The 24292-nt window shown below is 61.5% G+C and carries 18 protein-coding genes; 12 read left to right on the top strand and 6 right to left on the bottom strand.

The window, feature by feature from the left end; all coding sequences use genetic code 11:
• Window positions 1-10: 10 nt before the first annotated feature.
• The 3 genes from ELH03_RS21790 to ELH03_RS21780 all read right to left on the bottom strand — a co-directional run bounded on the left by ELH03_RS21790 (window position 11) and on the right by ELH03_RS21780 (window position 2878).
• Window positions 11-622: an alpha-ketoglutarate-dependent dioxygenase AlkB family protein gene (locus ELH03_RS21790; protein ID WP_128403853.1), complete on the bottom strand. Its 612-nt coding sequence runs from the start codon at window positions 620-622 to the stop codon at window positions 11-13.
• Window position 623: 1 nt separating this feature from the next.
• On the bottom strand, window positions 624-1061 hold the full coding sequence (gene arfB, locus ELH03_RS21785; RefSeq protein ID WP_128403854.1) for an alternative ribosome rescue aminoacyl-tRNA hydrolase ArfB: 438 nt from the start codon (window positions 1059-1061) through the stop codon (window positions 624-626).
• Between the two features lie 206 nt (window positions 1062-1267).
• Window positions 1268-2878: a phosphoenolpyruvate carboxykinase gene (locus ELH03_RS21780; protein WP_130766634.1), complete on the bottom strand. Its 1611-nt coding sequence runs from the start codon at window positions 2876-2878 to the stop codon at window positions 1268-1270.
• Between the two features lie 337 nt (window positions 2879-3215).
• On the opposite strand from ELH03_RS21780, the gene ELH03_RS21775 reads away from it, so the two are divergent.
• The 12 genes from ELH03_RS21775 (at window position 3216) to trxA (ending at window position 20952) form a co-directional block, all read left to right on the top strand.
• The gene (locus ELH03_RS21775; protein WP_197727795.1) at window positions 3216-3950 is read left to right on the top strand and encodes a response regulator transcription factor; all 735 of its coding nucleotides are present in this window, start codon (window positions 3216-3218) and stop codon (window positions 3948-3950) included.
• Between the two features lie 182 nt (window positions 3951-4132).
• Entirely contained in the window at window positions 4133-5923 is a 1791-nt protein-coding gene (locus ELH03_RS21770) for a sensor histidine kinase (protein WP_128403858.1), read from the top strand.
• The gene (locus ELH03_RS21765; protein ID WP_128403859.1) at window positions 5920-6372 is read left to right on the top strand and encodes an HPr kinase/phosphorylase; all 453 of its coding nucleotides are present in this window, start codon (window positions 5920-5922) and stop codon (window positions 6370-6372) included. The genes ELH03_RS21770 and ELH03_RS21765 overlap by 4 nt, the downstream gene beginning before the upstream one ends.
• A 150-nt stretch (window positions 6373-6522) precedes the next feature.
• Window positions 6523-6924, top strand: coding sequence for a PTS sugar transporter subunit IIA (locus ELH03_RS21760; protein WP_003544139.1), 402 nt, complete (start codon window positions 6523-6525; stop codon window positions 6922-6924).
• A gap of 9 nt (window positions 6925-6933) precedes the next feature.
• Window positions 6934-7209: an HPr family phosphocarrier protein gene (locus ELH03_RS21755; RefSeq protein WP_097610516.1), complete on the top strand. Its 276-nt coding sequence runs from the start codon at window positions 6934-6936 to the stop codon at window positions 7207-7209.
• A 155-nt stretch (window positions 7210-7364) separates the two neighbouring features.
• Window positions 7365-8765, top strand: coding sequence for an adenosylhomocysteinase (ahcY, locus tag ELH03_RS21750; protein WP_130766633.1), 1401 nt, complete (start codon window positions 7365-7367; stop codon window positions 8763-8765).
• Between the two features lie 204 nt (window positions 8766-8969).
• Window positions 8970-11555 carry a sensor histidine kinase gene (locus tag ELH03_RS21745; RefSeq protein ID WP_130766632.1) on the top strand — a complete coding sequence of 862 codons (2586 nt, stop codon included), beginning with the start codon at window positions 8970-8972 and terminating at the stop codon, window positions 11553-11555.
• A complete protein-coding gene (gene tsaE / locus ELH03_RS21740) occupies window positions 11552-13072 on the top strand; it encodes a tRNA (adenosine(37)-N6)-threonylcarbamoyltransferase complex ATPase subunit type 1 TsaE (RefSeq protein ID WP_128403862.1) in 1521 nt (506 codons plus the stop codon). The genes ELH03_RS21745 and tsaE overlap by 4 nt, the downstream gene beginning before the upstream one ends.
• A 13-nt stretch (window positions 13073-13085) precedes the next feature.
• The gene (locus ELH03_RS21735) at window positions 13086-13817 is read left to right on the top strand and encodes a nucleotidyltransferase family protein (RefSeq protein WP_130766631.1); all 732 of its coding nucleotides are present in this window, start codon (window positions 13086-13088) and stop codon (window positions 13815-13817) included.
• 3 nt (window positions 13818-13820) lie between these two features.
• On the top strand, window positions 13821-17012 hold the full coding sequence (addB, locus tag ELH03_RS21730) for a double-strand break repair protein AddB (protein WP_130659365.1): 3192 nt from the start codon (window positions 13821-13823) through the stop codon (window positions 17010-17012).
• Window positions 17005-20556, top strand: a complete 3552-nt coding sequence (addA, locus tag ELH03_RS21725) for a double-strand break repair helicase AddA (protein WP_130766630.1) — start codon at window positions 17005-17007, stop codon at window positions 20554-20556. Before addB ends, addA begins: the two co-directional genes overlap by 8 nt.
• Window positions 20557-20631: 75 nt before the next feature.
• Window positions 20632-20952 carry a thioredoxin gene (trxA, locus tag ELH03_RS21720; protein WP_128403865.1) on the top strand — a complete coding sequence of 107 codons (321 nt, stop codon included), beginning with the start codon at window positions 20632-20634 and terminating at the stop codon, window positions 20950-20952.
• A 70-nt stretch (window positions 20953-21022) separates the two neighbouring features.
• Here trxA and ELH03_RS21715 read toward each other — a convergent pair whose 3' ends face one another.
• The 3 genes from ELH03_RS21715 to trpA all read right to left on the bottom strand — a co-directional run bounded on the left by ELH03_RS21715 (window position 21023) and on the right by trpA (window position 24291).
• Window positions 21023-22375, bottom strand: a complete 1353-nt coding sequence (locus ELH03_RS21715; protein ID WP_197730003.1) for a bifunctional folylpolyglutamate synthase/dihydrofolate synthase — start codon at window positions 22373-22375, stop codon at window positions 21023-21025.
• 27 nt (window positions 22376-22402) lie between these two features.
• Window positions 22403-23308 carry an acetyl-CoA carboxylase, carboxyltransferase subunit beta gene (accD, locus tag ELH03_RS21710; RefSeq protein WP_018068910.1) on the bottom strand — a complete coding sequence of 302 codons (906 nt, stop codon included), beginning with the start codon at window positions 23306-23308 and terminating at the stop codon, window positions 22403-22405.
• 143 nt (window positions 23309-23451) lie between these two features.
• Window positions 23452-24291: a tryptophan synthase subunit alpha gene (gene trpA / locus ELH03_RS21705; protein ID WP_018068911.1), complete on the bottom strand. Its 840-nt coding sequence runs from the start codon at window positions 24289-24291 to the stop codon at window positions 23452-23454.
• Between the last annotated feature and the right edge of the window lies 1 nt (window position 24292).

The following is a 24292-nucleotide window of genomic DNA, read 5'->3' as shown; positions in this document are numbered from 1 at the left end:
CGTCTATATTTTAGGGATTGACGCGGCGCAGCGTCAGATTGATGCGGCCGCCATTCTTCAGCAGCGTCGAAGTCGCCGGATGGATGCGGTCGACGCCGTGGAAACACAGCCTCCCCTCGCCGCCCAACACCACCAGATCACCGCTTGAAAGCTTGAAAGATAGCGTACGATCGTTGCGGCTGAGGCCACCGACACGAAAGAGGCAGCTGTTGCCGAGCGAGATCGAGACGACCGGGGCCTTGAGATCCTGTTCGTCCTTGTCCTGATGCAGGCCCATGCGGGCTTCGTCGGAGTAGAAATTGACGAGGCAGGCTTCCGGCAACTTGTCGTAACCCGAAACGTCATTCCAGATATCGAGCAATTGCTGCGGCAGATCAGGCCAGGGCCTGCCGGTTGCCGGGTGCGTCGGCTGGTAGCGATAGCCGCGCTCTTTGTCCGTCACCCAACCGAGCGGCCCGCAATTGGTCATGCGCACCGACATCGGCTTACCGGTGCCGGGCATGACGGGCACGTAAAGCGGCGCTTCGGCGACGATGGTGCGGATCACCTCGACCAATGCCTCCTGACGCGCGCGGTCGAGATAGCCGGGGAGATGGCGGATGCCGTTCAAGAGCGCGGCCATGTCATTCACTACCGCCGGGGCGGCCGCGCATTTTCTTGACTTCCGAGCGGCCGGATTTTTCTTTCAGGCGGCGTTCGACGGAGCCCTTGGTCGGCTTGGTCTTCTTGCGCGGCGGCGGTGGCGGCTTGGCGGCCTCCAGGATCAGTTCCTTCAGCCGGTCGCGCGCATCCTCGCGGTTGCGATCCTGGCTGCGAAACCGGCTCGCCTCGATCATCAGCACGCCGTCCTTCGACAACCGCCGGCCGGCGAGCTTGATCGCATTGGCTTTGACACGATCATTCAGGGACGGCGAATTCGGGATGTTGAAGAACAGCTGGACCGCGGTCGAGACCTTGTTGACATTCTGCCCGCCGGGGCCGCCCGCCAGAACGAACTGTTCCGTCAGCTCCCATCCCGCGATGGTGATCCTGTCATCGATATAGAGCGCGTCGCTGGCCATGCGGCGTTCTATCTCACATCAACGGCGAATTGAAAATATCGGCCATGATCAAGAAAAACCCGGCAATCCTGCGATGCCGGGTTTCACGTGAGTCAGGACTAGAGCATTCCGTTCTTCTTGGAAGTACGGAATGCTCTAACTTTTTGTTTTCACGCAATTCCGGACGCAAAACCGCTGTGCACTTTTGCTGGAATTGCTTGTTCGCCTTATTCGGCGGCAACCTTCACGCCGGGGGCGGCATCGCGAACGCCGCCGTCGACATGATTTTCGAACTTGGCGAAGTTCGCGATGAACATCGAGACCAGCTTTTCGGCCTGCGCGTCATAGGCTGCCTTGTCGGCCCAGGTCGAGCGCGGATCGAGAATGCTGCTGTCGACGCCGTCGACGGAGACGGGCACGGCGAAGCCGAAGTTCGTGTCAGCACGGAATTCGACCTGTCCAAGTTCGCCGGTCAGGGCGGCGGCGAGAAGTGCGCGTGTCGCCTTGATCGGCATACGCTTGCCGGTGCCGTAGGCGCCGCCGGTCCAGCCGGTATTGACGAGCCAGCATTGGACACCATGACGACCGATCAGTTCCTTGAGCAGATTGCCATATTCGGCCGGATGCCGCGGCATGAAGGGCGCGCCAAAGCAGGTGGAGAAGGTCGCTTCTGGCTCGACGACACCCTTTTCCGTGCCGGCCACCTTGGCGGTGTAGCCGGAGAGGAAGTGATACATCGCCTGGTCAGGCGTCAATCGGGCGATCGGCGGCATGACGCCAAAGGCATCGGCGGTCAGCATGATAATCGTCTTCGGATGCCCGGCGCGGCCCGTTTCCGAAGCGTTCGGGATGAAGTCCATCGGATAGGCGCAACGGGTGTTTTCAGTCAGCGACCCGTCGTTGAAATCTGGCTCGCGGCTTTCGTTCAGCACGACGTTCTCCAGAACGGTGCCGAAACGCTGCGTCGTCGCATAGATTTCCGGCTCGGCTTCGGCCGAGAGGCGGATGGTCTTGGCGTAGCAGCCGCCTTCGAAGTTGAAGATGCCGTTCTCGCTCCAGCCGTGTTCGTCATCGCCGATCAGCGTCCGTGCCGGATCGGCCGAAAGCGTCGTCTTGCCCGTGCCGGAAAGGCCGAAGAAAACCGCCGCGTCACCGTCCGGGCCGACATTGGCCGAGCAGTGCATCGGCATCACACCCTTGGCCGGCAGCAGGTAGTTGAGCACGGTGAAGACCGATTTCTTCATTTCACCGGCATAAGAGGTGCCGCCGATGAGGACGAGACCATTGGTGAGATCGCAGGCGATCACCGTTTCCGAACGGCAGCCGTGGCGGGCCGGATCGGCCTTGAAGCTCGGCAGATCGATGATCGTCAACTTCGGGGCGAGGCTGGACAGCGCTGCGGTGTCAGGGCGGATCAGCAGATTGCGGATGAACAGCGAATGCCAGGCGAACTCGGTCACGACGCGGGTCGGAAGGGCATGGCCTTCCTCGGCGCCGCCGACGAGGTCCTGGACGAAAAGCTCCTTGCCCGCGGCATGCGCCAGCATATCGTCGCGCAACAAGGCGAAATGTTCCGGCGAGATCGGCTTGTTGTTGTCCCACCAGATTTCGCCATCGGTATTGATGTCGCGAACGACGAACTTGTCGCGCGGCGAACGGCCCGTGTGCTGGCCGGTGATAGCCCGCAGCGCGCCCTGAGCGGTCAGTTCGGCTTCGCCCCGGCGGATCGCTTCTTCATAGAGCGCGGCGGCGGAAAAGTTGTAACGAACGCTGGCTGCGCCGCCCAATCCCACCGTTGCCAGCTCTATTGCCGGGTTATGAACTCCGAACATTTCCATGGCTAGTTCCCTTCGCTCAGGCTCGTTGCCGTTAAAACTGAGTGCGAAAATACGGGCAGAAATTTTAAAACACAAGATGGAAAACTTGGGAAAATGCAGTGATATCAAACAATTAATCGATTTAAATTTATTGCTCTGATTTTAAATCGTTTGAAAAGACTGCGTTTAACTATTTTGATGTGCTACCTGAGATTGCTTGCGAATTTTACGACAATCCTCCCCTTTATCTTTGCCACAATTTGTTCCACCTTTATCCTCCATAAGCGCATCCGGTCATTGAGACCGCCTGGGGAGAGCAAATCCGGGAGATTGCGCACTGATGACGGAGACCAACACCATGCCGACAATCGCGCTCGTTGATGACGACCGCAACATCCTCACCTCGGTGTCGATCGCGCTGGAGGCCGAAGGATACAAGGTCGAGACTTATACGGACGGTGCCTCGGCGCTCGACGGCCTTCTGGCCCGACCGCCGCAGCTGGCGATCTTCGACATCAAGATGCCACGCATGGATGGCATGGAACTGCTGCGTCGCCTGCGGCAGAAGTCGGATATTCCCGTCATCTTCCTCACCTCCAAGGACGAGGAGATTGATGAACTCTTCGGCCTGAAGATGGGCGCCGACGATTTCATCACCAAACCTTTTTCGCAGCGTCTGCTGGTGGAGCGCGTGCGCGCCGTCCTGCGCCGCGCGTCAAGTCGTGAAGCCGCCGCCGCCGGCACCAGCCCCGCCGGCGCTCCGAAGAACGGCGCGGTGCAGCAGGCCCGCTCGCTGGAGCGCGGGCAGCTGGTCATGGACCAGGAACGTCATACCTGCACCTGGAAGGGCGAGGCCGTGACGCTGACGGTGACCGAGTTCCTGATCCTGCATTCGCTGGCGCAGCGCCCCGGCGTCGTCAAAAGCCGCGACGCGCTGATGGACGCGGCCTATGACGAACAGGTCTATGTCGACGACCGGACCATCGACAGCCACATCAAGCGGCTGCGCAAGAAATTCAAGATGGTCGACACCGACTTTGATATGATTGAAACACTCTACGGAGTGGGATACCGCTTCCGCGAAGCAGCCTGAGCCCAAGCGGCGCAGCGCTACTGCATAATTCCTTAAATCGGAATCCGATTTAAGGATCAAATTATGCAGCAGTCAAAATGTTGCAGCGTCCTTTGCGCGTCTGAAAAGACGCGCGGCGCTGTATGAAATATTAAGGGCTGCGGGCCGGTTCATCCGGCCCCGCCCTTCGAAAGGGCCTGTCATTGGCACAGTTGGTGCAGGAAAGGGATCTGGACGATGCGGAGGGCGTAAGCACCCGTCGCGGCCGAGGCCGACGTTGGTCGCATCCCTTCACCCTGATCCGCCGCATCTTCGGCAATGCCGTCTTTTCCAGCCTGACGCGGCGCATCCTGTTCTTCAATCTTGCCGCACTGCTGGTGCTCGTCGGCGGCATCCTCTACCTCAACCAGTTCCGCGAGGGGCTGATCGACGCCCGCGTCGAGAGCCTGCTGACGCAGGGCGAGATCATTGCCGGCGCCGTTTCGGCCTCCGCTTCGGTCGATACCAACTCGATCACCATCGATCCGCAGAAACTGCTCGAGTTGCAGGCCGGCCAGAGTATCACCCCGGTGCCGAATGACGAGGATCTCGAATTCCCGATCGATCCCGAGAAGGTCGCGCCCGTCCTGCGCCGGCTGATTTCTCCGACGCGGACGCGCGCCCGCATCTTCGATGCCGATGCCAATCTGCTGCTCGATTCGCGCCATCTCTATTCGCGCGGCCAGGTGCTGCGCTTCGACCTGCCGCCTGTTGAAGAGGAGAAGCAGACCTGGAGCGAGTGGTTCGCCACCCTGTTCAACAAGGCGCTGCAGCCCGGCAATCTGCCGCTCTACAAGGAAGCGCCGGGCGGCGACGGCTCGATCTATCCCGAGGTGATGAATGCGCTCACCGGCGTGCGCGGCGCGGTCGTGCGCACCACCGAGAAAGGCGAGCTCATCGTTTCCGTCGCCGTGCCGATCCAGCGTTTCCGTGCCGTGCTCGGCGTTTTGCTGTTGTCGACGCAGGCGGGCGACATCGACAATATCGTTCATGCCGAGCGGCTTGCCATCATGCGCGTCTTCGGCGTCGCGACTCTCGTCAACGTGCTGCTTTCGCTGGTGCTTTCATCGACGATCGCCAATCCGCTGCGCCGTCTTTCGGCGGCTGCCATCCGTGTGCGCCGGGGGGCCAAGGCACGCGAGGAGATCCCCGACTTCTCCGCCCGCCAGGATGAAATCGGCAACCTTTCCATCGCGTTGCGCGAGATGACGACGGCGCTCTACGACCGCATCGATGCAATCGAAAGTTTCGCGGCCGATGTCAGCCACGAGCTCAAGAACCCGCTGACATCGCTGCGCAGCGCTGTTGAAACGCTGCCGCTTGCTCGATCCGACGATTCCAAGAAACGGCTGATGGACGTCATCCAGCACGATGTCCGCCGCCTTGACCGGCTGATCAGCGATATCTCCGACGCCTCCCGTCTCGATGCCGAACTCGCACGCGTCGATGCCGGCTCCGTCGACATGGAGGTGCTGCTGCGTGACCTCATCGAGGTTTCGCGCCAGGTCAGGAGCAGCAAGAAGCAGGTGGAGATCGAATATGCGATCGAGCGCAAGCCGAACATCAAGACGCGCTTCGTCGTCAATGGCCATGATCTGCGCATCGGCCAGATCATCGCCAACCTGATCGAGAATGCCCGTTCTTTCGTGCCGGAAAAGGGCGGCAAGATTACCGTGCGGCTGGTGCGGACGCGTTCGCGCTGCGTCACCACTATCGAAGACAACGGCCCCGGCATCCAGGCGGAAAATATCGACCGTATCTTCGAGCGCTTCTATACGGACCGGCCGGAATCGGAAGGCTTCGGCCAGAATTCGGGTCTCGGCCTTTCGATCAGCCGGCAGATCGCCGAAGCGCATGGCGGTTCGCTGAGAGCCGAAAACATCACCGATGCCGAAGGCGGGCATGTGCTCGGCGCGCGCTTCATCCTCTCTTTGCCAGTCGGCACCGCAGCATGACCGAGGCAGCTTTCAACATCCATGCGACGGCGATCGTCGTCGGCAAGACGGGACTGCTGTTCAGCGGGCCTTCCGGCTGGGGCAAATCGATGCTGGCCTTCACCTGCATGACGGAGGCGCGCCGCCTCGGACTGTTCACGGCGCTGGTCGCCGACGACCAGGTTCTTCTCTCAGGAGAGGCCGGCGCGGTGATTGCCGCGTGCCCGCCGTCGATCACCGGGCTGATGGAGCTTCGCGGCACCGGCATCGTTCATCAGGATCATATTCCCAGGGCGGCCATGCATTATGCCGTGCTTCCGGGCAGCGCTACCGGTGAAAACCGGGTGCCTCCCGAGGGCGAAATAGTGGGCCTTGCCGCCGGTTTTTCGCTTCCCGCATTGCGGTTGCTCGCGGGCGTTTCCTCACCCCTTGCGATCCTGATGGCAAAAGTGCCGGATATCGGGCGCTAGGGCCTTCCGGATTGGTCAATCTGCCTTATATAGTCGCATTTTTATCTTGCACTTCGGCTTTTCATAGCCAAGATGTGCCCCCACCGGTGGACGTAATTGCTGCATTGCGATATTGGGTCCACCGTTTGCGTCTATGGGAGCAGTAATATCATGATCGGACTTGTGCTTGTCACTCATGGCAAGCTGGCTGAAGAGTTTCGTCATGCTGTCGAGCACGTCGTCGGTCCTCAGAAATTCATCGAGACGGTCTGTATTGGCCCCGAAGACGACATGGACCAGAGACGGCAGGACATTCTGGAAGCCGTTTCCGGTGCCGATGATGGCCATGGCGTCGTCATCCTGACCGACATGTTCGGCGGCACGCCGTCCAACCTTGCCATATCAGTCATGAGCAGCGGCCATACCGAAGTCATTGCCGGCGTCAACCTGCCGATGTTGATCAAGCTTGCCGGCGTGCGCGGCGAGAACAACATGGAGAAGGCGTTGGTGGAGGCTTCCGAAGCCGGGCGGAAATATATCAATGTCGCGAGCCGTGTGCTCAGCGGAAAATAACGAGCCTTCATGACATCGCTCTCCCGGGAACTCCTCATTATCAACAAGCGCGGACTTCACGCGCGCGCTTCCGCCAAATTCGTGCAGATGGTCGAGACCTTCGATGCCGCCATCACCGTTTCCAAGGACGGGATGACGGTCGGCGGCACCTCCATCATGGGGCTGATGATGCTTGCGGCAAGCCCCGGTTCGAGTGTCGTCGTCTCGGCGAGCGGCAGCCAGGCCCAGGAAGCACTGGAGGCGCTGGACCAGCTGATCCAGAATAGGTTCGGCGAAGAAATGTGAGCGACGGCGAGCTCATATAAACATATAAAGACTTCTTTATATCCTTATTGCCATCCCCGGCGAAGCCTGCTAAACGGCGGACATGCCGTGCGCTTGCACGCGGTCATCTTGGCGCCTGCGCCAATTTTTGAGACGTTTTCAGCCTGGAGGCCTCTATGAGCACTGAAAAAGATTATGTCGTCGCCGATATCGGGCTTGCGGATTTCGGCCGCAAGGAAATTACGATCGCCGAAACCGAAATGCCGGGGCTGATGTCCTGCCGCACCGAATTCGGCCGGACAAAGCCGTTGAAGGGCGCGCGCATCACCGGCTCGCTGCACATGACCATCCAGACGGCCGTGCTCATCGAAACGCTGGTCGCGCTCGGCGCCGAAGTCCGCTGGGCCTCGTGCAACATCTTCTCGACGCAGGATCATGCCGCTGCCGCGATCGCCGCGTCCGGCGTGCCTGTCTTCGCCATCAAGGGCGAATCGCTCGAGGATTACTGGGTCTACACTGACAAGATCTTCCAGTGGGCCGATGGCGGCCTTTCCAACATGATCCTCGATGACGGCGGCGACGCCACCATGTACATCCTGCTTGGCGCCCGCGCCGAAGCCGGCGAGGACGTGCTGTCTCACCCACATTCCGAAGAAGAGGAAATCCTCTTCGCACAGATCAAGAAGCGCCTTGCCGCTTCCCCGGGCTGGTTCACCAAGCAGCGCGACGCGATCAAGGGCGTCACCGAGGAAACGACGACCGGCGTCAACCGCCTTTACCAGCTTAGCCAGAAGGGCCTGCTGCCCTTCCCGGCGATCAACGTCAACGACTCGGTTACCAAGTCGAAGTTCGACAACAAGTATGGCTGCAAGGAATCGCTGGTCGACGGCATCCGTCGCGGCACCGACGTGATGATGGCCGGCAAGGTTGCCGTCGTTTGCGGATACGGCGACGTCGGCAAGGGTTCTGCCGCTTCGCTCTCCGGCGCCGGCGCCCGCGTCAAGGTGACCGAAGCCGATCCGATCTGCGCATTGCAGGCTGCGATGGATGGTTATGAAGTCGTTCTGCTCGAGGACGTGGTTTCCTCGGCCGATATCTTCATCACCACCACCGGCAACAAGGACGTCATCCGCATCGACCATATGCGGGCGATGAAGGATATGGCGATCGTCGGCAATATCGGTCACTTCGACAACGAAATCGAAGTCGCCGCATTGCGCAATCTCAAGTGGACCAATGTCAAGCCACAGGTCGACCTGATCGAATTCCCCAAGGGCAACCGCATCATCCTTCTTTCCGAAGGTCGTCTGCTCAACCTCGGCAACGCCACCGGCCATCCGTCCTTCGTGATGTCGGCTTCGTTCACCAACCAGACGCTGGCGCAGATCGAGCTCTTCACCAAGCCCGACCAGTATTCCAACCAGGTCTATATCCTGCCGAAGCATCTCGATGAAAAGGTCGCACGCCTGCATCTCGACAAGCTCGGCGTGAAGCTGACTGAGCTTTCTGAGGAACAGGCTGCCTATATCGGCGTCTCGCCGAAGGGCCCGTTCAAGTCCGACCACTACAGATATTGATCTGATAGTTAATATCCACAAGATGTAGAAAGCCGCGACATTGACAAATGTCGCGGCTTATTTTTTGGACGCTCCCTTCCCGCCGATTCCCTTCCGAAGTATTGTTTTAAGACTTGATTCGTGGCGCCGGACCCTGTCCGACCGCTGCGAAAATGGGATGTCTTGTCGTAATGCGGCACATTGAAGGACGGAGACATACCGCGGATGTCGGAAATGAAAAGCAGCCTGCCCGGTCAGGCGGATGATGGCGCTCGCGCCGATCGCCGCCCGCTGATGGCAGGCCAAGGATATAAATCTGCAACGGCACACGAGGCCGCAAAGCAAGAGCACGGTCCATTGGCGCGCTTCCTGAAAAGCTGCGCGGCCGGCACGGCGCTTGCCGCGCTGGCGCGGCCGGCTCTGGCACAGGCGGAGCAGCAGGCGGCGGCCTCGGCTCACCTCTTCACATCCTCGCAGGTGATCGGTGTTTCCGTCGTCATCGGCGTCATATCGGCAGCCTTGCTGTCGACGCTGTGGCTCGTGCGCCAGCGCGGCAACCTGGAAAACGAGAGCCGGGAAATCCGCTCGGCGCTCTCCGATGCCCAGCAGCGCATTTCGCAATACCAGGCTCTGATCGCCGACAAGAACCGGCGGATCGTCATCTGGGACGGCAATGCGCGCCCCGAACTGCTCGGTCAGCTTCCGCCCGAGACCGGCGCGCCGCAGGACGGCGAATTCCTGGCCTTCGGCCTGTGGCTGAAGTCACGTTCGGCTTCCGAGCTGGAAAAGGCGATCGACCGGCTGCGCGACGAAGCGCAGAGCTTCGACATGGTGGTCGAAACCATCCGCGACGAAATCCTCGAGGCGCAGGGCCGGGTTTCCGGCGGGCGGGCCTTCGTCCGTTTCGTGGCACTCAACAATCTGCGCGCCGAGCTCGCAGAGCTCAGGATCGAGCGCGACCGGCTGATGACCTCGATCTCGGCCTTCCAGACCATGCTCGACGCGATCGACATGCCGGCCTGGCAGCGCGATCCGGTGGGCCGCCTCACCTGGGTCAACCAGGCTTATGGCGAGGCGGTCGAGGCGCGATCGCCGCAGCAGGCGATCAATGAAGGCCGCGAGATGTTGACGACCGTGGCGCGCGAACGCATTCGCGCGACGACGACGCCGGAATCGCCCTTCCACGACAAGATTTCGACGGTCGTGCATGGCAACCGCACATTCTTCGACGTCGTCGACGTCAGAGTTCCCGGCGGCTCCGCCGGCATCGCGATCGATGTGTCCGACATAGAGGCAGTGCGCGCCGAGCTGGAACGGACGCTGAAGAGCCATGCCGAAACGCTCGACCATCTCGCCACGCCTGTTGCCATCTTCGACGGCGACCGCCGGCTGCAATTCTACAACCAGGCCTTCGTCGCCCTCTGGGAGCTGGATATCGCCTTCCTCGAAAGCCGGCCTGACAATAGCGAGCTGCTCGAGCGGCTGCGGGCGGCCAAGAAACTGCCGGACCAGCTCAACTGGAAAAGCTGGAAGGAAGCCGCGCTTTCCGTCTATCGCGCGCTCGACACGCAATCCGATCTCTGGCACCTGCCGAACGGGCAGACGTTGCGCGTCTTCGCAACCGCCCATCCGCAGGGCGGCGCCACCTGGGTGTTCGAAAACCTGACCGAGCAGGTCGATCTCGAAACGCGCTACAACACGCTGGTCAAGGTGCAGGGCGAAACGATCGACCATCTTTCCGAAGGCGTGGCGGTGTTCGGTCCTGATGGACGCATCCGCCTTTCGAACCCGGCCTTCCGCGCGCTCTGGGGGATCACCGAAACCGAAGCCAAGCCCGGCACCCATATCCGTGCGCTGGGCGATGCCTGCGCGCCGTCCTATGATCGGCCGGATGGCTGGAAGACCTTCGCGGAGCTGATCACCAGCTTCGACGACGAACGCCGCTCGGGCCAGGGAACGCTGGAACTCTTCTCCGGCCTCGTGCTCGACTACGCCGTCATCCCGCTGCCGAACGCGCAGACCATGCTGACCTTCGTCAACATGACGGACAGCGTGCGTGCCGAGCGCGCGCTGACCGAGAAGAACGAAGCGTTGCGCAAGGCCGACGAGCTGAAAAACGACTTCGTCCAGCACGTTTCCTATGAACTGCGTTCGCCACTGACCAACATCATCGGCTTCACCGATCTCCTGCGTACACCGGGTGTCGGGCCGCTGAACGAACGGCAGGCCGAATATATCGACCACATCTCGACCTCGTCCTCGGTTCTCTTGACGCTCGTCAACGATATCCTCGACCTTGCGACCGTCGACGCCGGCATCATGCGCCTCAACTATGCGGATATCGATCTCAACGACCTGCTCGACGACGTCTCGATGCAGATCGCCGATCGCCTCCACGAAAGCGGCGTGGCGCTCGAAATCACCGCACCCGCCTATCTCGGCTCGATCATTGCCGATCCGCAGCGGCTGAAGCAGATCCTTCTGAAGCTTCTTTCCAATGCGGCGAATTTCTCGCCTGAAGGCACCTCGATCTCGCTGGAATGCCATCGCGAAGGCACGGATTTCGTCTTCGCCGTCAGCGATCGCGGCCCCGGCATCTCACCTGATATGATCGCGACCGTCTTCGACCGTTTCGCCACGGGGGCGAAAAGCGGCAAACGCGGCGGCGCCGGCCTCGGCCTCTCAATCGTCGACAGCTTCGTCAGTCTGCATCATGGCGATGTGACGATCGACAGCGAGCCGGGTAAGGGCACGACCGTCGTCTGCCGTATCCCCTCGGTCGATGTACCGCATTCCGCCGCCGCCGAATGACGACCAGCGATGCGATCTCGATTTTCCTGAAAGACGAGGCGGCTACCATCCGCCTCGGCGAAGATCTGGCGCTGGCCCTGAAGGCCGGCGATTGCCTTGCCCTTTCCGGCGATCTCGGCGCGGGGAAATCCTCGCTCGCCCGGGCGATCCTGCGCGCCATGGCCGATGACGAAGGGCTCGAGGTCCCGAGCCCGACCTTCACGCTGGTGCAGTCCTACGATCTGCGCATCCCCATTTCGCATTTCGATCTCTACCGGCTCGGCGACCCCGCCGAACTGACGGAACTTGGCTTCGACGAGGCTCTGCAGAACGGTATCTGTCTCGTCGAATGGCCGGAGATGGCGGAGAGCGAGCTGCCCGCTCAGCGCATCGCACTGACACTGGAACATGAGGGCAACGGCCGGCGGGCGACAATCAGAGCCGCGGGCGCGCAAGATTCACGCATCCGCCGTGTCCTGGCGATCCGCGATTTCCTTGATGACGCCGGTTACCCCGCAGCGAAACGCCGCTTCCTGACCGGCGATGCCTCGCTGCGCGCCTATGAGGCGATCTATCCGAAGGGCGAGAACCAGCGACGCATCATCCTGATGGACTGGCCGCCGCTTGCTGAAGGCCCGCCGGTTCTCGACGCTAAACCCTATCCCAAAGTCGCGCATCTTGCCGAAAACGCCTATCCATTCGTGGCGATCGCCGATGCGCTGCGCAAGGACGGCTTTGCGGCGCCCGAAGTCTACAAGGTGGATTATAACAAGGGTATCCTGCTGATCGAAGATCTCGGCAGTGACGGCGTGCTGGATGCCCACGGACAGCCTATTACCGAACGCTATCGCGAAAGCGTTGCCTGCCTGGCCGGACTGCACGCCCTGAAATTTCCGCAGGACATCCCCGTTGGAAAGGGGCATGTCCATCATATTCCTGATTTCGACCGTACGGCGATGAAGATGGAGGTGCGGCTGGTGCTCGACTGGCACCTGCCCTGGAAGCGGCAGGGCGCACCTGCAACCGAAGCCGAACGCACGGATTATCTGGCGATCTGGGATACACTCATCGACGAACTCGCAACGGCCGAGAAGAACCTGCTGCTGCGCGACTTCCACTCGCCGAATATCATCTGGAGACCGCATGCGAAGGGCGTCGAACGGATCGGCCTCATCGACTTCCAGGACGCCATGATCGGCCCCACGGCTTATGACCTCGCCTCGATCGTTCAGGATGCGCGCGTGACGATCGAGCCGGCTCTCTTCCGGCAGTTGATGGATGATTATCTGGGGCTTCGCCGCGCACAGGGCGGTTTCGACGAAGCCGGCTTCATGAAGGCCTGGGCAATCATGTCGGCGCAGCGCAATTGCAAGCTTGCCGGTCTTTGGGTGCGCTTGTTGCAGCGCGACGGCAAGCCGGGTTATCTGAAACACATGCCGCGCACACTCGCCTATCTGAACGTCGCACTTGAGCATGAAACGCTTGCCCCCTTGCGCGATTGGTGCACAAGGGCTGGAATAGGCCAGAGCGAATCATAAGTTCCGGATCAGAATGACCATCAGACAAGCCATGGTACTGGCCGCGGGTCTCGGAACCCGCATGCGCCCGATCACCGACACGATCCCGAAGCCGTTGGTGAAGATCGACGGCAAGCCGATGATCGACTACGCGCTGGATTCACTGGTTGCGGCCGGTGTCGAACGGGCCGTCGTCAACGTCCACCACTTCGCCGATCAGATGCTCGACCATCTCAGGAACTACCGCGGCCTCGCCATCATCATTTCCGACGAGCAGGACGCTCTGATGAATTCCGGCGGCGGGCTGGCGAAGGGCCTGACATTGCTTAACCGCAACAATGTCTTCGTCATGAATGCCGATCTCTTCTGGATCGGCGAGCAGCCGGGGCGACCGACCAACCTGCAACGTTTAGCCGGATTCTTCGATAGTGAACGCATGGACATGGCGCTGCTTTGCGTTGGGATCGAGGATACGACAGGTCACAACGGCAAGAACGACTTCAGTCTCGCAACCGATGGCCGGCTGACGCGTTATCGCGACGATCCGTCCAATCCCGTTGTCTATGCCGGAGCGATCGTCATGAACCCGTCGCTGCTTGACGATGCACCGAAGGATGCCTTCAACCTCAATATCTATTTCGACAAGGCGATCGCGCGCGGACGGCTTTTCGGCATGGTGCTCGAAGGCCATTGGCTGACGGTCGGCACGCCGGAGGCAATCGGCGAGGCGGAGGAAACGATCCGCAGGTTGCGGGCGTTTGCCTGAGCCATGGCGGAGCGGCACCAGCCACGCATCCTGACGATCCCGGCGGGCCTCCCCTTCTTGAAAACGCTGGCAACGACGCTTTGCGATGGCCGGTTGACGTCGCTTTTCCGGCACGAGGCCGATGATCCGCTGTCGCTCGCCAAGGTGACGATCTACCTGCCGACCCGGCGCGCCGTGCGTGTGCTGCGCTCGGAATTCGTCGACCTGCTCGGCGGCCGCTCGGCCATCCTCCCAGTCATCCGTCCGCTCGGCGAAACCGACGACGATAGCGGCTATTTCGACGAGGCGCTGCCGGCAACGATCGATCTCGCCCAGCCGCTGTCGAATACCGCCCGTCTGCTGGAGCTGGCGCGCCTGATCCTTGCCTGGCGAAACAAGCTGCCGGAGATCGTCCGCCACATCCATTCGGACTCGCCGCTCGTTGCGCCGGCAAGTCCCGCGGATGCGATCTGGCTCGCCCGCAATCTTGCAGAGCTGATCGATTCCATCGAGACCGAGGATCTCGACTGGTCGGAATTGTCGAAACTCGACACCGGCGACTATGCCGCTTGGTGGCAGCTGACGGCGGAATTTCTGCAGATCGCCAGCGCATTCTGGCCGGCGCGTCTGTCCGAACTCGGCAAATCCTCGCCGGCGCGGCACAGAAACGCCATTCTCCGAGCTGAGGCAAGCCGGCTTTCGGCGACGAAACCGGCTGGACCGATCATCATCGCCGGTTCGACAGGTTCCGTTCCCGCCACCGCCGATCTCATCAACGCCGTTGCCCATCTGCCTGAAGGCGTGATCGTGCTTCCGGGTCTCGATCTCTCCATGCCCGAAAGGCACTGGCAGATGGTCGCGCCGGAACTGGCGCCCGGCCAACATGCCAATCCCGCAAGCCGGAGCCATCCGCAGTATGGTCTGTCGGCGCTGCTCAAGCGGCTGAAGTTGACGCGGGCCGATGTCACGCTCCTCGATAGACCGGAGGCCGATCTCGACCGGCGCGCCGAAATCCTGTCGCGGGCACTTGCCCCGGCAGAGGCAACCAGCGACTGGGGAGCATGGAAGAACGACCTGCCGGCAGGTGCGCTGTCTTCGGCCTTCTCTGATGTCCCGCTGATCGAAGCCGCCAATGAGCGCGAAGAAGCAACCGCAATTGCTATCGCGCTCCGGCTGGCGTTGGAAAGACCGGGCCAGGACGGCGAAAGCCGGGCAGCACTCATCACTCCGGACCGCAATCTCGCGCGGCGGGTGATGGCCGAGCTTTCCCGCTTCGGCATCCTCGCCGACGATTCGGCGGGCACGCCGCTTTCGGCCATGCCGCAGGGCACCTTGCTGCAATTGCTGCTGGAGGCAGCGTTGCGGCCGGGCGATCCGGTGGCGATCGTCTCCTTGCTCAAACATCCGCTTGCCCGCTTCGGTCTGGAACGCGGCGCATTGATTTCCGCTATCGAGGCTCTCGAGCTGCTGGCACTGCGCGGCGGGGTGGCAGAGGTGGATATCAGTACGCTGGAACCCCTGCTCACTCACCAACTTGCCGAACAGGCCCTGGACAGGCACGCGCCGCAATGGCGAAAAGCGCTTTCGCCTGAGGCCGCCGACGGCGCATTCGATCTTGCCCGGCGGGTCGCTCAAGCGACCGAACCTCTGGCTTCGGCGCTGATGCGGCACCGGCCGGAAGATCGCGGAAGAACACTGCGCTTCACATTGTCCGAATGGGCGGAGCGCACCGGCCGTTCGCTTGAAGCGGTCGCGGTCGATCCGCAAGGCAATCTCGCCGATCTCTGGTCTGATGAAGCAGGAGATGCCCTCGCCGCCCTGCTCGGTGAAGTGATCGACACCGACGGCCAGATGGAGGCCGACGGACCGCAATGGATCGACATCATGGCAGCCCTTGCCGCCGGTCATGCGGTGAAGCCGCGGGCGCTCAGCCATCCCAGGCTTTTCATCTTCGGCACGCTGGAAGCCCGCCTGCAGAGCGTCGATACGTTGATCCTTGGCGGCCTGAACGAAGGCACCTGGCCGGGGCAGACCGCCAACAATCCCTTCATCCCGCGGATGATGAAGACGGAGATCGGCCTCGAGCCGCCGGAGCGGCGCATCGGCCAGCTGGCGCATGATTTCGAGATGGCAAACGGCACGCGCCATCTGATCTATGCGCGCGCGCTGCGCCAGGGCTCAACGCCGACCGTCGCCTCGCGCTGGCTGCAGCGGCTGCTGGCGCTTGGCGGAGAGGCGTTCGAAGCGGAATTGAAAGGACGCGGCAACCGGTTTCTCCAATGGGCGGCTCTCATCGATCGGGGAGATGGTCAGGCGCCGGCGCTGCGACCTTCGCCGAAACCGCCGCTGGCGCTGCAACCGAAATCCTATTCCTTCAGCGAAGTCGGCCGGCTGCGCCGTGATCCCTATGCCATCTATGCCCGCCGTGTGCTTCGGCTCGACCCCGTCGACCCGTTCAATCGCGATCCAGGGGCGGCCGAACGCGGAACGCTCTACCACAAGATCATCGACCGGTTCATCCGCGAGGCTCACATCGCCGGCACGCCGGATGCGGCAGCGGCGATGGAGCGTATCCTTTCCGAGCTTTTCGACATGGAGCAGCTGCCGCCGCATATCGATGCCGTGTGGCGGCCGCGCTTTCGCGCGGTGGCCCGCGTCTTCCTCGAATGGGAGGCCGGACGGCGACATGGCATCCGGAAAACGCTGACGGAAGTACGGGGCGGCATGGAGCTGGAATCCATCAATATCCGGCTCACTGGTGTGGCAGACCGGATCGACATGACAGGACCAAACTCGGCCGACATCATCGACTACAAGACCGGTCACAATCCCACGCCGGCGCAGGCACGTGCGCTTCTCGATCCGCAGCTCGCTCTGGAGGCCGCGGCCCTGAACGCCGGCGCTTTCCGTGACGCGGGCAGCCTCGTGCCGCAGGACCTGCTTTATGTCCGCCTGCGGCCGAGAAGCCCTCTCCAAGTTGATACTGTCAACAACGAGAGCTCTGCCCGCAGCGACAAGGCGAAATCGGCGATGGATCTCGCAGCCGAATCGATCGATCAGCTGATCAAATTCGTGGGGCTGCTGCAATCCAACGAAAGGGGTTTCACCTCACGGCTGATCCCGGCCCAGCAATTCGATTTCGGCGGCGACTACGATCATCTTGCCCGCGTCTCCGAATGGTCGACGGCTGAAACCGAAGAGGGCGGTGATGAGTGATGTGACCGCCCTTCCCAACGACGACGATCCGGGCGCCTGGATCGGCTGGACGACGATCCAGCAGGCGATTGCCTCCGATCCGCTGCGTTCGGCATGGGTCTCGGCCAATGCCGGTTCCGGCAAGACGCATGTACTGACACAGCGAGTCATCCGGCTGCTGCTTGCCGGTGCGCGGCCTTCCGCCATTTTATGCCTCACCTATACCAAGGCTGCGGCGTCGGAAATGTCGAACCGCGTCTTCGAACGGCTGGCGGAATGGGTGGTGCTTGACGATGAAGACCTCGGCCGGCGGATCACCCAGATCGAGGGTACGGCTCCCGACGGACTGAAGCTTGCCGAGGCCCGCCGGCTGTTTGCCAAAGCGCTGGAGACACCCGGCGGACTGAAGATCCAGACGATTCATGCCTTTTGCGAGGCGCTGCTGCATCAGTTCCCGCTGGAGGCTAACGTTGCCGGACATTTCTCGGTTCTCGACGATCGCGCGGCGGTGGCGCTGCTTTCCGATGCGCGCCGGGCGCTGCTGACGGCAACGGCGCCGGAGGAAGACAGCGCGCTTGCCGAGGCATTCGCCTACGTGCTCAATCTCGGCGACGAATCCGGACTGGAGAACCTGCTCGGCGACATCGTCGCCAACCGCAACGCCATTCGTCGTTTCACGGCGACGGCCGAACAGCAGGGCGGTGTGGAGAAGGTCCTGCGCAAGAGGCTGGGTCTCGCCGCTGGCGAGACGGAAAGCCGGATCGCAACGCAATATTGGCCTTTGCCGGAGCTTTCGGGCGGAACGCTGGAACTTTATCTCTCGCTTGCCGACCAGAAGGGCGGTGCGAAGGCGCAGGAGGTTGCCTACGGCCTCAGGCTCGCCGGGCGGGAGCGCGATGACGCAAGGCGCGCTGAGTTTCTCGAAAAAATCTTTCTGACCGTGAAGGGCGAGCCAAAGGCGGACTCGCAATTCTTCGTCAAGGCCATGCTTGCCGAGGCACCACAGCTGGCGAACGCCATCGCCATTGCCCGCGCGCATGTCGCAGCAAGCCGTGACCGGCTGAAACTGATGCGGATGTACGGCGCCACGCATGCGGCACTCGTGCTCGCCGACCGGCTGAATCACGACTATGAAGAGCTGAAGAAGCAGCGCAGCCAGCTCGACTTTGAGGACCTGATCACCCGCACCGCCGACCTGCTGACGAAAAGTGGCGTTGGTCCGTGGATCCACTACAAGCTCGATCGGGGTATCGATCATATCCTCGTCGACGAGGCGCAGGATACCAGCCCGATCCAGTGGAGCGTCATCCAGTCGCTCGCCGAAGATTTCTTCTCCGGCGAAAGCGCCCGACCGATCGTGCGCACGCTTTTTGCCGTCGGCGACGAAAAGCAGTCGATCTATTCCTTCCAGGGCGCGCGGCCTGAGCGTTTTTCAGAGGAGAGCGACCGGACGCGGCGGCGCGTGTCCGACAGCGGGCAGAGCTTTTCCTCCGTACGGCTGCCGCTGTCGTTCCGCTCGACCGCCGACGTGCTCGAGGCCGTCGACCACATTTTCAAGGCACCCGACAACGCGCGCGGCCTTAGCGCGCTCGGCGAGCCGGTTGTGCATCGTTCCAGCCGCATCGGACATCCCGGCGCTGTCGACCTCTGGGAGATGGTCGCGCCGGAAGCGGTTGTGAAGGAGGAGGACTGGACGGCGCCCTTCGATGCGACGCCGGAAAGCGCGCCGGCCGCAATGCTCGCGCGGCGGATCGCCCATTCGATCGGCACGCTCGTCGGCCGCGAGACGATCGTCGACAAAGGCAAGGAGCGCCTGATCGAAGCCGGCGACATCCTGGTGCTGGTGCGCAAGCGCGACGCCTTCGTCAATGCGCTGACGCGGGCGCTGAAACGCCGCGGCGATATTCCGGTCGCCGGCGCGGACAGGCTGGTGCTGACCAGCCATATCGCCGTGCAGGATCTGCTGGCGCTCGGCCGTTTCCTGCTTTTGCCGGAAGACGACCTTTCGCTCGCCGCCGTGCTCAAGAGCCCGCTTTTCGATCTCTCCGAAGACGATATCTTTGCGATCGCCGCATTGCGCGGCGACAATCAGAGCGTCTGGAGCCATCTCAAAAGCTTCGCCGCCGACGGCACCGAACGTTTCCGTGCTGCCGTCGAGAGGCTGGAGCTGTTCCTCCGGCAATCCCGGAGCCTGTCGGTCCATGATTTCTATGCGCGCGTGCTGGGTAGCTATGGCGGGCGGCGGCAATTCCTTGCCCGTCTCGGCACCGAGGTCAGCGATATTCTCGACGAATTCCTGACCTTCACGCTCGACCACGAGAGCTCCGGCCTTCCCGGTCTGCAATCCTTCATCTCGACGCTGGAACTCGAAGCACCCGTGATGAAGCGCGAGCAGGACAAGGGGCGCAACGAGGTGCGGATCATGACGGTGCATGCCTCCAAGGGCCTTGAAGCACCGATCGTTTTCCTCGTTGACGGCGGTTCGAAGGCCTTCACCCATACCCATCTGCCGAAGCTTCGGCTGATCGAGACCGGCCCCGACGAGCCGCCGATGCCCGTCTGGGTTCCTGTCTCCGATCTCGCCAATTCGCTGACCCAGGATGATGCGGCGCGTATCCAGATGCTGGCGGAAGAAGAATATCGCCGGCTGCTCTATGTCGCCATGACACGCGCGGCCGACCGGCTGGTCGTCTGCGGCTATCGTGGCGTGCGTGTGAACAACGACACCTGGCATATGATGATTTCGACGGCACTGGACGACGACCATCCGCATGTGGAGGCGACCACATTCTCCGGCCCCGATGGAGAATGGCCGGGCATCAAATGGCGCGTGCCGCGGGTAGAACGAAGCTTCGAGCGTATCGATCGCAGCGAAGAGCGCGACAGCGAGGAGACCTTGCCGGACGGCCTGTTGCGGCCATTGCCGCCGCAGGCTGAGCTGCCCCGGCCGCTCAGCCCTTCCGGTGCCGGGACGATCATCGATGAAGATGAAGGCGGTCTGCTGGTCGTTTCGCCGCTGTTCGGCGAGAAGGAGCGCGGCGATCGTTCACTGGAAAAGGGCAGGCTGATCCATCGCATGCTACAGGCGCTTCCCGAAATTCCACTTGGCGAACGGCCCGACGCGGCAAGCCGTTATGCCGAACGGGCGGCGCGGTTCTGGCCGGAAGCCGAACGGCGCAAGCTTGTCGATTCGGTTCTGAAACTATTGGACGAGGAAGGTCTGCAGGCCGTTCTCGGTGCGCAGGCCCAGCCAGAGGTCTCGATCATGGGAACATTGACGCTCGACGACAAGCGCTATGCCGTCTCCGGTCGCATCGACCGGCTTGCCGTCCTTGCCGATCGCGTCGTCATTCTCGACTACAAGACCAATCGGGTGCCGCCGACAACGGAAGAGGCTATCCCCTTCGCGCACCGGGCGCAGCTGGCGATCTATCGCGAGATCCTGGCGCCGCTCTATCCTGAGAAGCGTATCGATTGCATGCTTGTCTATACTGAGAACGCCTCGCTCTTCACACTAAGCGAAAAGGCGCTCGGTTTGGCGCTTGCAGCGGTCAAGACAAAGTGAAATACCGGACATTGAAAATTCGGCACCGCACCATCACATGTGGTTCAACACCCAATTCCGATAAAGGAGCAGCCCATGGCTACCGTGAAAGTCGATATCAATAACTTCCAGTCGGAAGTTCTGGAATCCGCAGAACCCGTCGTCGTCGATTTCTGGGCTGAATGGTGCGGCCCGTGCAAGATGATTGCTCCGAGCCTCGAGGAAATCGCCATCGAGATGGAAGGCAAGGTCAAGGTGGCCAAGCTGAATATCGATGAGAACCCGGAACTCGCTGCACAGTTCGGTGTGCGCTCCATTCCGACGCTTGCGATCTTCAAGGGCGGCGAAGTTGCCGATATCTCGGTTGGCGCAAAGCCGAAGACGGCCCTTTCGAACTGGATTTCGAACGCTGCCTGATTGATATCGCTCAATTTGTATCACAATGAAAAAAGCCCGGTTCGACCGGGCTTTTTTCATTTTGCAGCCTTCATTTCGGGGGCGTACCGTTGTCGGCAAGGACATCGCCGACGAGATAGAGAGAGCCGCCGACCAAGATGCGCGGCGGCAAAGCCTCTGGATCGAGAACGGCTCTTATTGCTTCCAGCGCATCGCCGACCGTCAACATCGGTTCGGCAACCAAACCGGCATCATAAGCGGCATTCGACAATATCACGGGGTCGATCATCGCTTCGCTGCCGCGGATCGGCACGCAGAAAACCTTCTCGACCAGGCCGGTAAAGGCCTTGAAATAGCCGACCGGATCCTTGGTGTTGATCATGCCGGTAATCAGGAAAAGCGGCCGAGACTGACGCTCCTCGAAATTGGCCATGGCTTCGGCGATCACCTCGCCTGCACCGGGATTATGTCCGCCATCGATCCAGATCTCGGCGCCGGCGGGCGCATGCGACAGCAGCCGGCCCTCGCTCAGACGCTGCAGCCGGCCCGGCCATTCGACCGAACTCATCGCCTTTTCCATCATCGTCTCAGTGACAGTGAAACCCACCGCCTTGACCGCACGAATGGCGGCGGCGGCATTGGCATATTGATGCCGGCCGGGAAGTCGCGGCAGCGGCAGGTCGGCAAGACCGAATTCATCCTGGTAGACGAGCCGGCCATATTCCTCATGCGCCATGAAATCCTGCCCGAAGACGGCGCTCGGGCAATGCAGCCGCTCGGCCGTCGACATCAGCACGTCGAGTGCTGCGTCATATTCCTGATGACCGATGACAACGGGAAATCCCGGCTTCATGATACCGGCCTTTTCGGCCGCGATCAGCTCGACCCTGTCGCCGAGATAGGGCTGGTGATCCAACGAAATCGGCATGATGACCGAGACGGCCGGATCGGAAATGACATTCGTGGCGTCGAACCGGCCGCCGAGACCGACTTCGATGATCGCGGCATCGGCCGGATGTTCGGAAAACAGGATGAAGGTGACCGCCGTCAGGATTTCGAAGACGGTAATGTGTTGTCCTGCATTGGCATCGGCCACGCGACGCACGGCCTCGGCAAAGACGGCGTCATCCACAAGCTGCCCGCGTCCGCCCTTGACGCCAATGCGATAACGCTCGTGCCAATTGACGAGATGCGGCGAGGTGTGGACATGGGCGCTGTAGCCGCCGGCTTCGAGCAGGGCGCGGCAGAAGGCGGTGACCGACCCCTTGCCATTGGTGCCGGCGACATGGATCACCGGCGGCAGTTTCCTGTGCGGATTGCCGAGCACATCGAGAAGACGAGTGATGCGATCGAGAGACAGATCAAAGCCCTTGGGATGCAATCCCATGAGCTTGTCGATCTGCTGTGCTGCCTCACTCACCGCGGTTTGGCCTCTGGGTATCAATTCGGCACCCCGCCTGCTTGTCGGTTATCAGGCGCTCGCCGCCAGAGCAATCGCGCCGCCATTCATGTCGTTCGCCGCAGAAACCGGCTTCTTCGTCAGGATCTTCAAGAGGCGCGCCAGCGTTTCCGGAATATCGTGACGTTTGACGACCATATCGACCATACCATGCTCCAGCAGATATTCGGAGGTCTGGAAGCCTTCGGGCAGTTTTTCACGCAACGTCTGCTCGATCACGCGCTTGCCGGCAAAGCCGATTTCGGCGCCGGGTTCTGCCAGATGAATATCGCCAAGCATGGCATAGGAGGCCGTGACGCCACCGGTCGTTGGATTGGTCAGCACGACGATATAGGGCTGGCCGGATTCCTTGAGCATGTCGACGGCAACCGTCGTGCGCGGCAACTGCATCAGCGACAGGATGCCTTCCTGCATGCGCGCCCCGCCGGAAGCGGGGAACATCACCAGCGGGCACTTTTCAGACGTCGCACGCTCGAAAGCCTTAACGATCGCCTCGCCAGCGGCCATGCCGAGAGAACCACCGATAAAGTTGAATTCATGCACGACGGCCACGAGTTTCAGTCCCTGCACCTTTCCGACACCGGCGAGGATCGTATCCTCCTGTTCGGTCTTCAGGCGGCTGTCACGCAGGCGATCGCTATATTTCTTCGAATCGCGGAACTTCAGCGGGTCCTGCGCGACCTTCGGCTGCGGCAGCGATTCGAACTCGCCATTGTCGAAAAGATCGGCCAGCCGGGCCTTGGCCGGCATCTTCATGTGATAACCGGACGCCGGAATGACCCATTTGTTGCCTTCGAGGTCCTTGTGGAAGACCATCTCGCCCGTTTCCGGGCACTTGATCCAGAGGTTCTCCGGCACTTCGCGACGGCCCAGCATGGAATTGATCCGCGGGCGAACGTAGTTGGTGATCCAGTTCAACTCGAATACTCCTGATTGACTGAAGCGCGTCGCGATCTTTCAGATTTGCCTGCCACGCTTTTAGGTCTTTGGTTTCCCGCATGTCGTTGCCGCAAACCGCTGCACACCTTTGCGCGACATGCTTTAGTGCCAATGTGGGCAAACTATTCGGCAGCAACAAGGCGCGCCGAACGTGTTCCCGTGGAAAGGCCGCGCACCAGCGTGGCAACGGCCTGAACCGTGTCCGCCGTTGCCTTTCCGTCATTCGTCAAGCTGGTCGCGACCTGATTGACGATCGCGGTGCCGACGACGACGCCGTCGGCCGAACCGCCAATGACCTTTGCATGTTCCGCCGTCTTGACGCCAAAGCCGACGCAGACGGGCAGATTGGTATGCTGCTTGATGCGCTCGACCGCGCCCGAAACCAACGACGGATCGGGCAGCGCCGAACCGGTGATGCCGTTCATGGAGACGTAGTAGACGAAGCCGGAGGTGTTCTTCAGTACCTTCGGCAGGCGCTTCTCATCGGTCGTCGGCGTCGCCAGGCGGATGAAATTGATGCCTTTGCGGATGGCCGGAATGCAGAGTTCGTCATCCATCTCGGGCGGCAGATCGACGACGATCAGGCCGTCGATGCCAGCGGCGAGCGCGTCATCGAGGAATTTCTCGACGCCATAAATATAGATCGGATTGTAGTAACCCATCATCACGATCGGCGTCGCATCGTTCGTCTTCCGGAAATCGGCCGCCAGCTGCAGCGTCTTCTTCAGCGTCTGGCCGCCTTTCAGGGCGCGCTGGCCGGCCAGCTGGATCGCCGGGCCGTCGGCCATCGGATCGGAAAAGGGCATGCCGAGCTCGATGATGTCGGAGCCCGCCTCCGGCAGCGCCTTCATGATGCCGAGCGAGGTGTCATAATCAGGATCGCCGCCCATGAAATAGGTCACAAGCGCCGGACGGCCCTCGGCCTTCAGCTCGGCAAAGCGTTTGTCCATGCGTGCAGTCATG

Origin of the sequence: Rhizobium beringeri, from assembly GCF_004306515.1 — a bacterium.
Taxonomy (GTDB): domain Bacteria; phylum Pseudomonadota; class Alphaproteobacteria; order Rhizobiales; family Rhizobiaceae; genus Rhizobium; species Rhizobium beringeri.
Note: the sequence above shows the minus strand (reverse complement) of the source record. Positions and strands in the feature narration are given on the sequence as shown.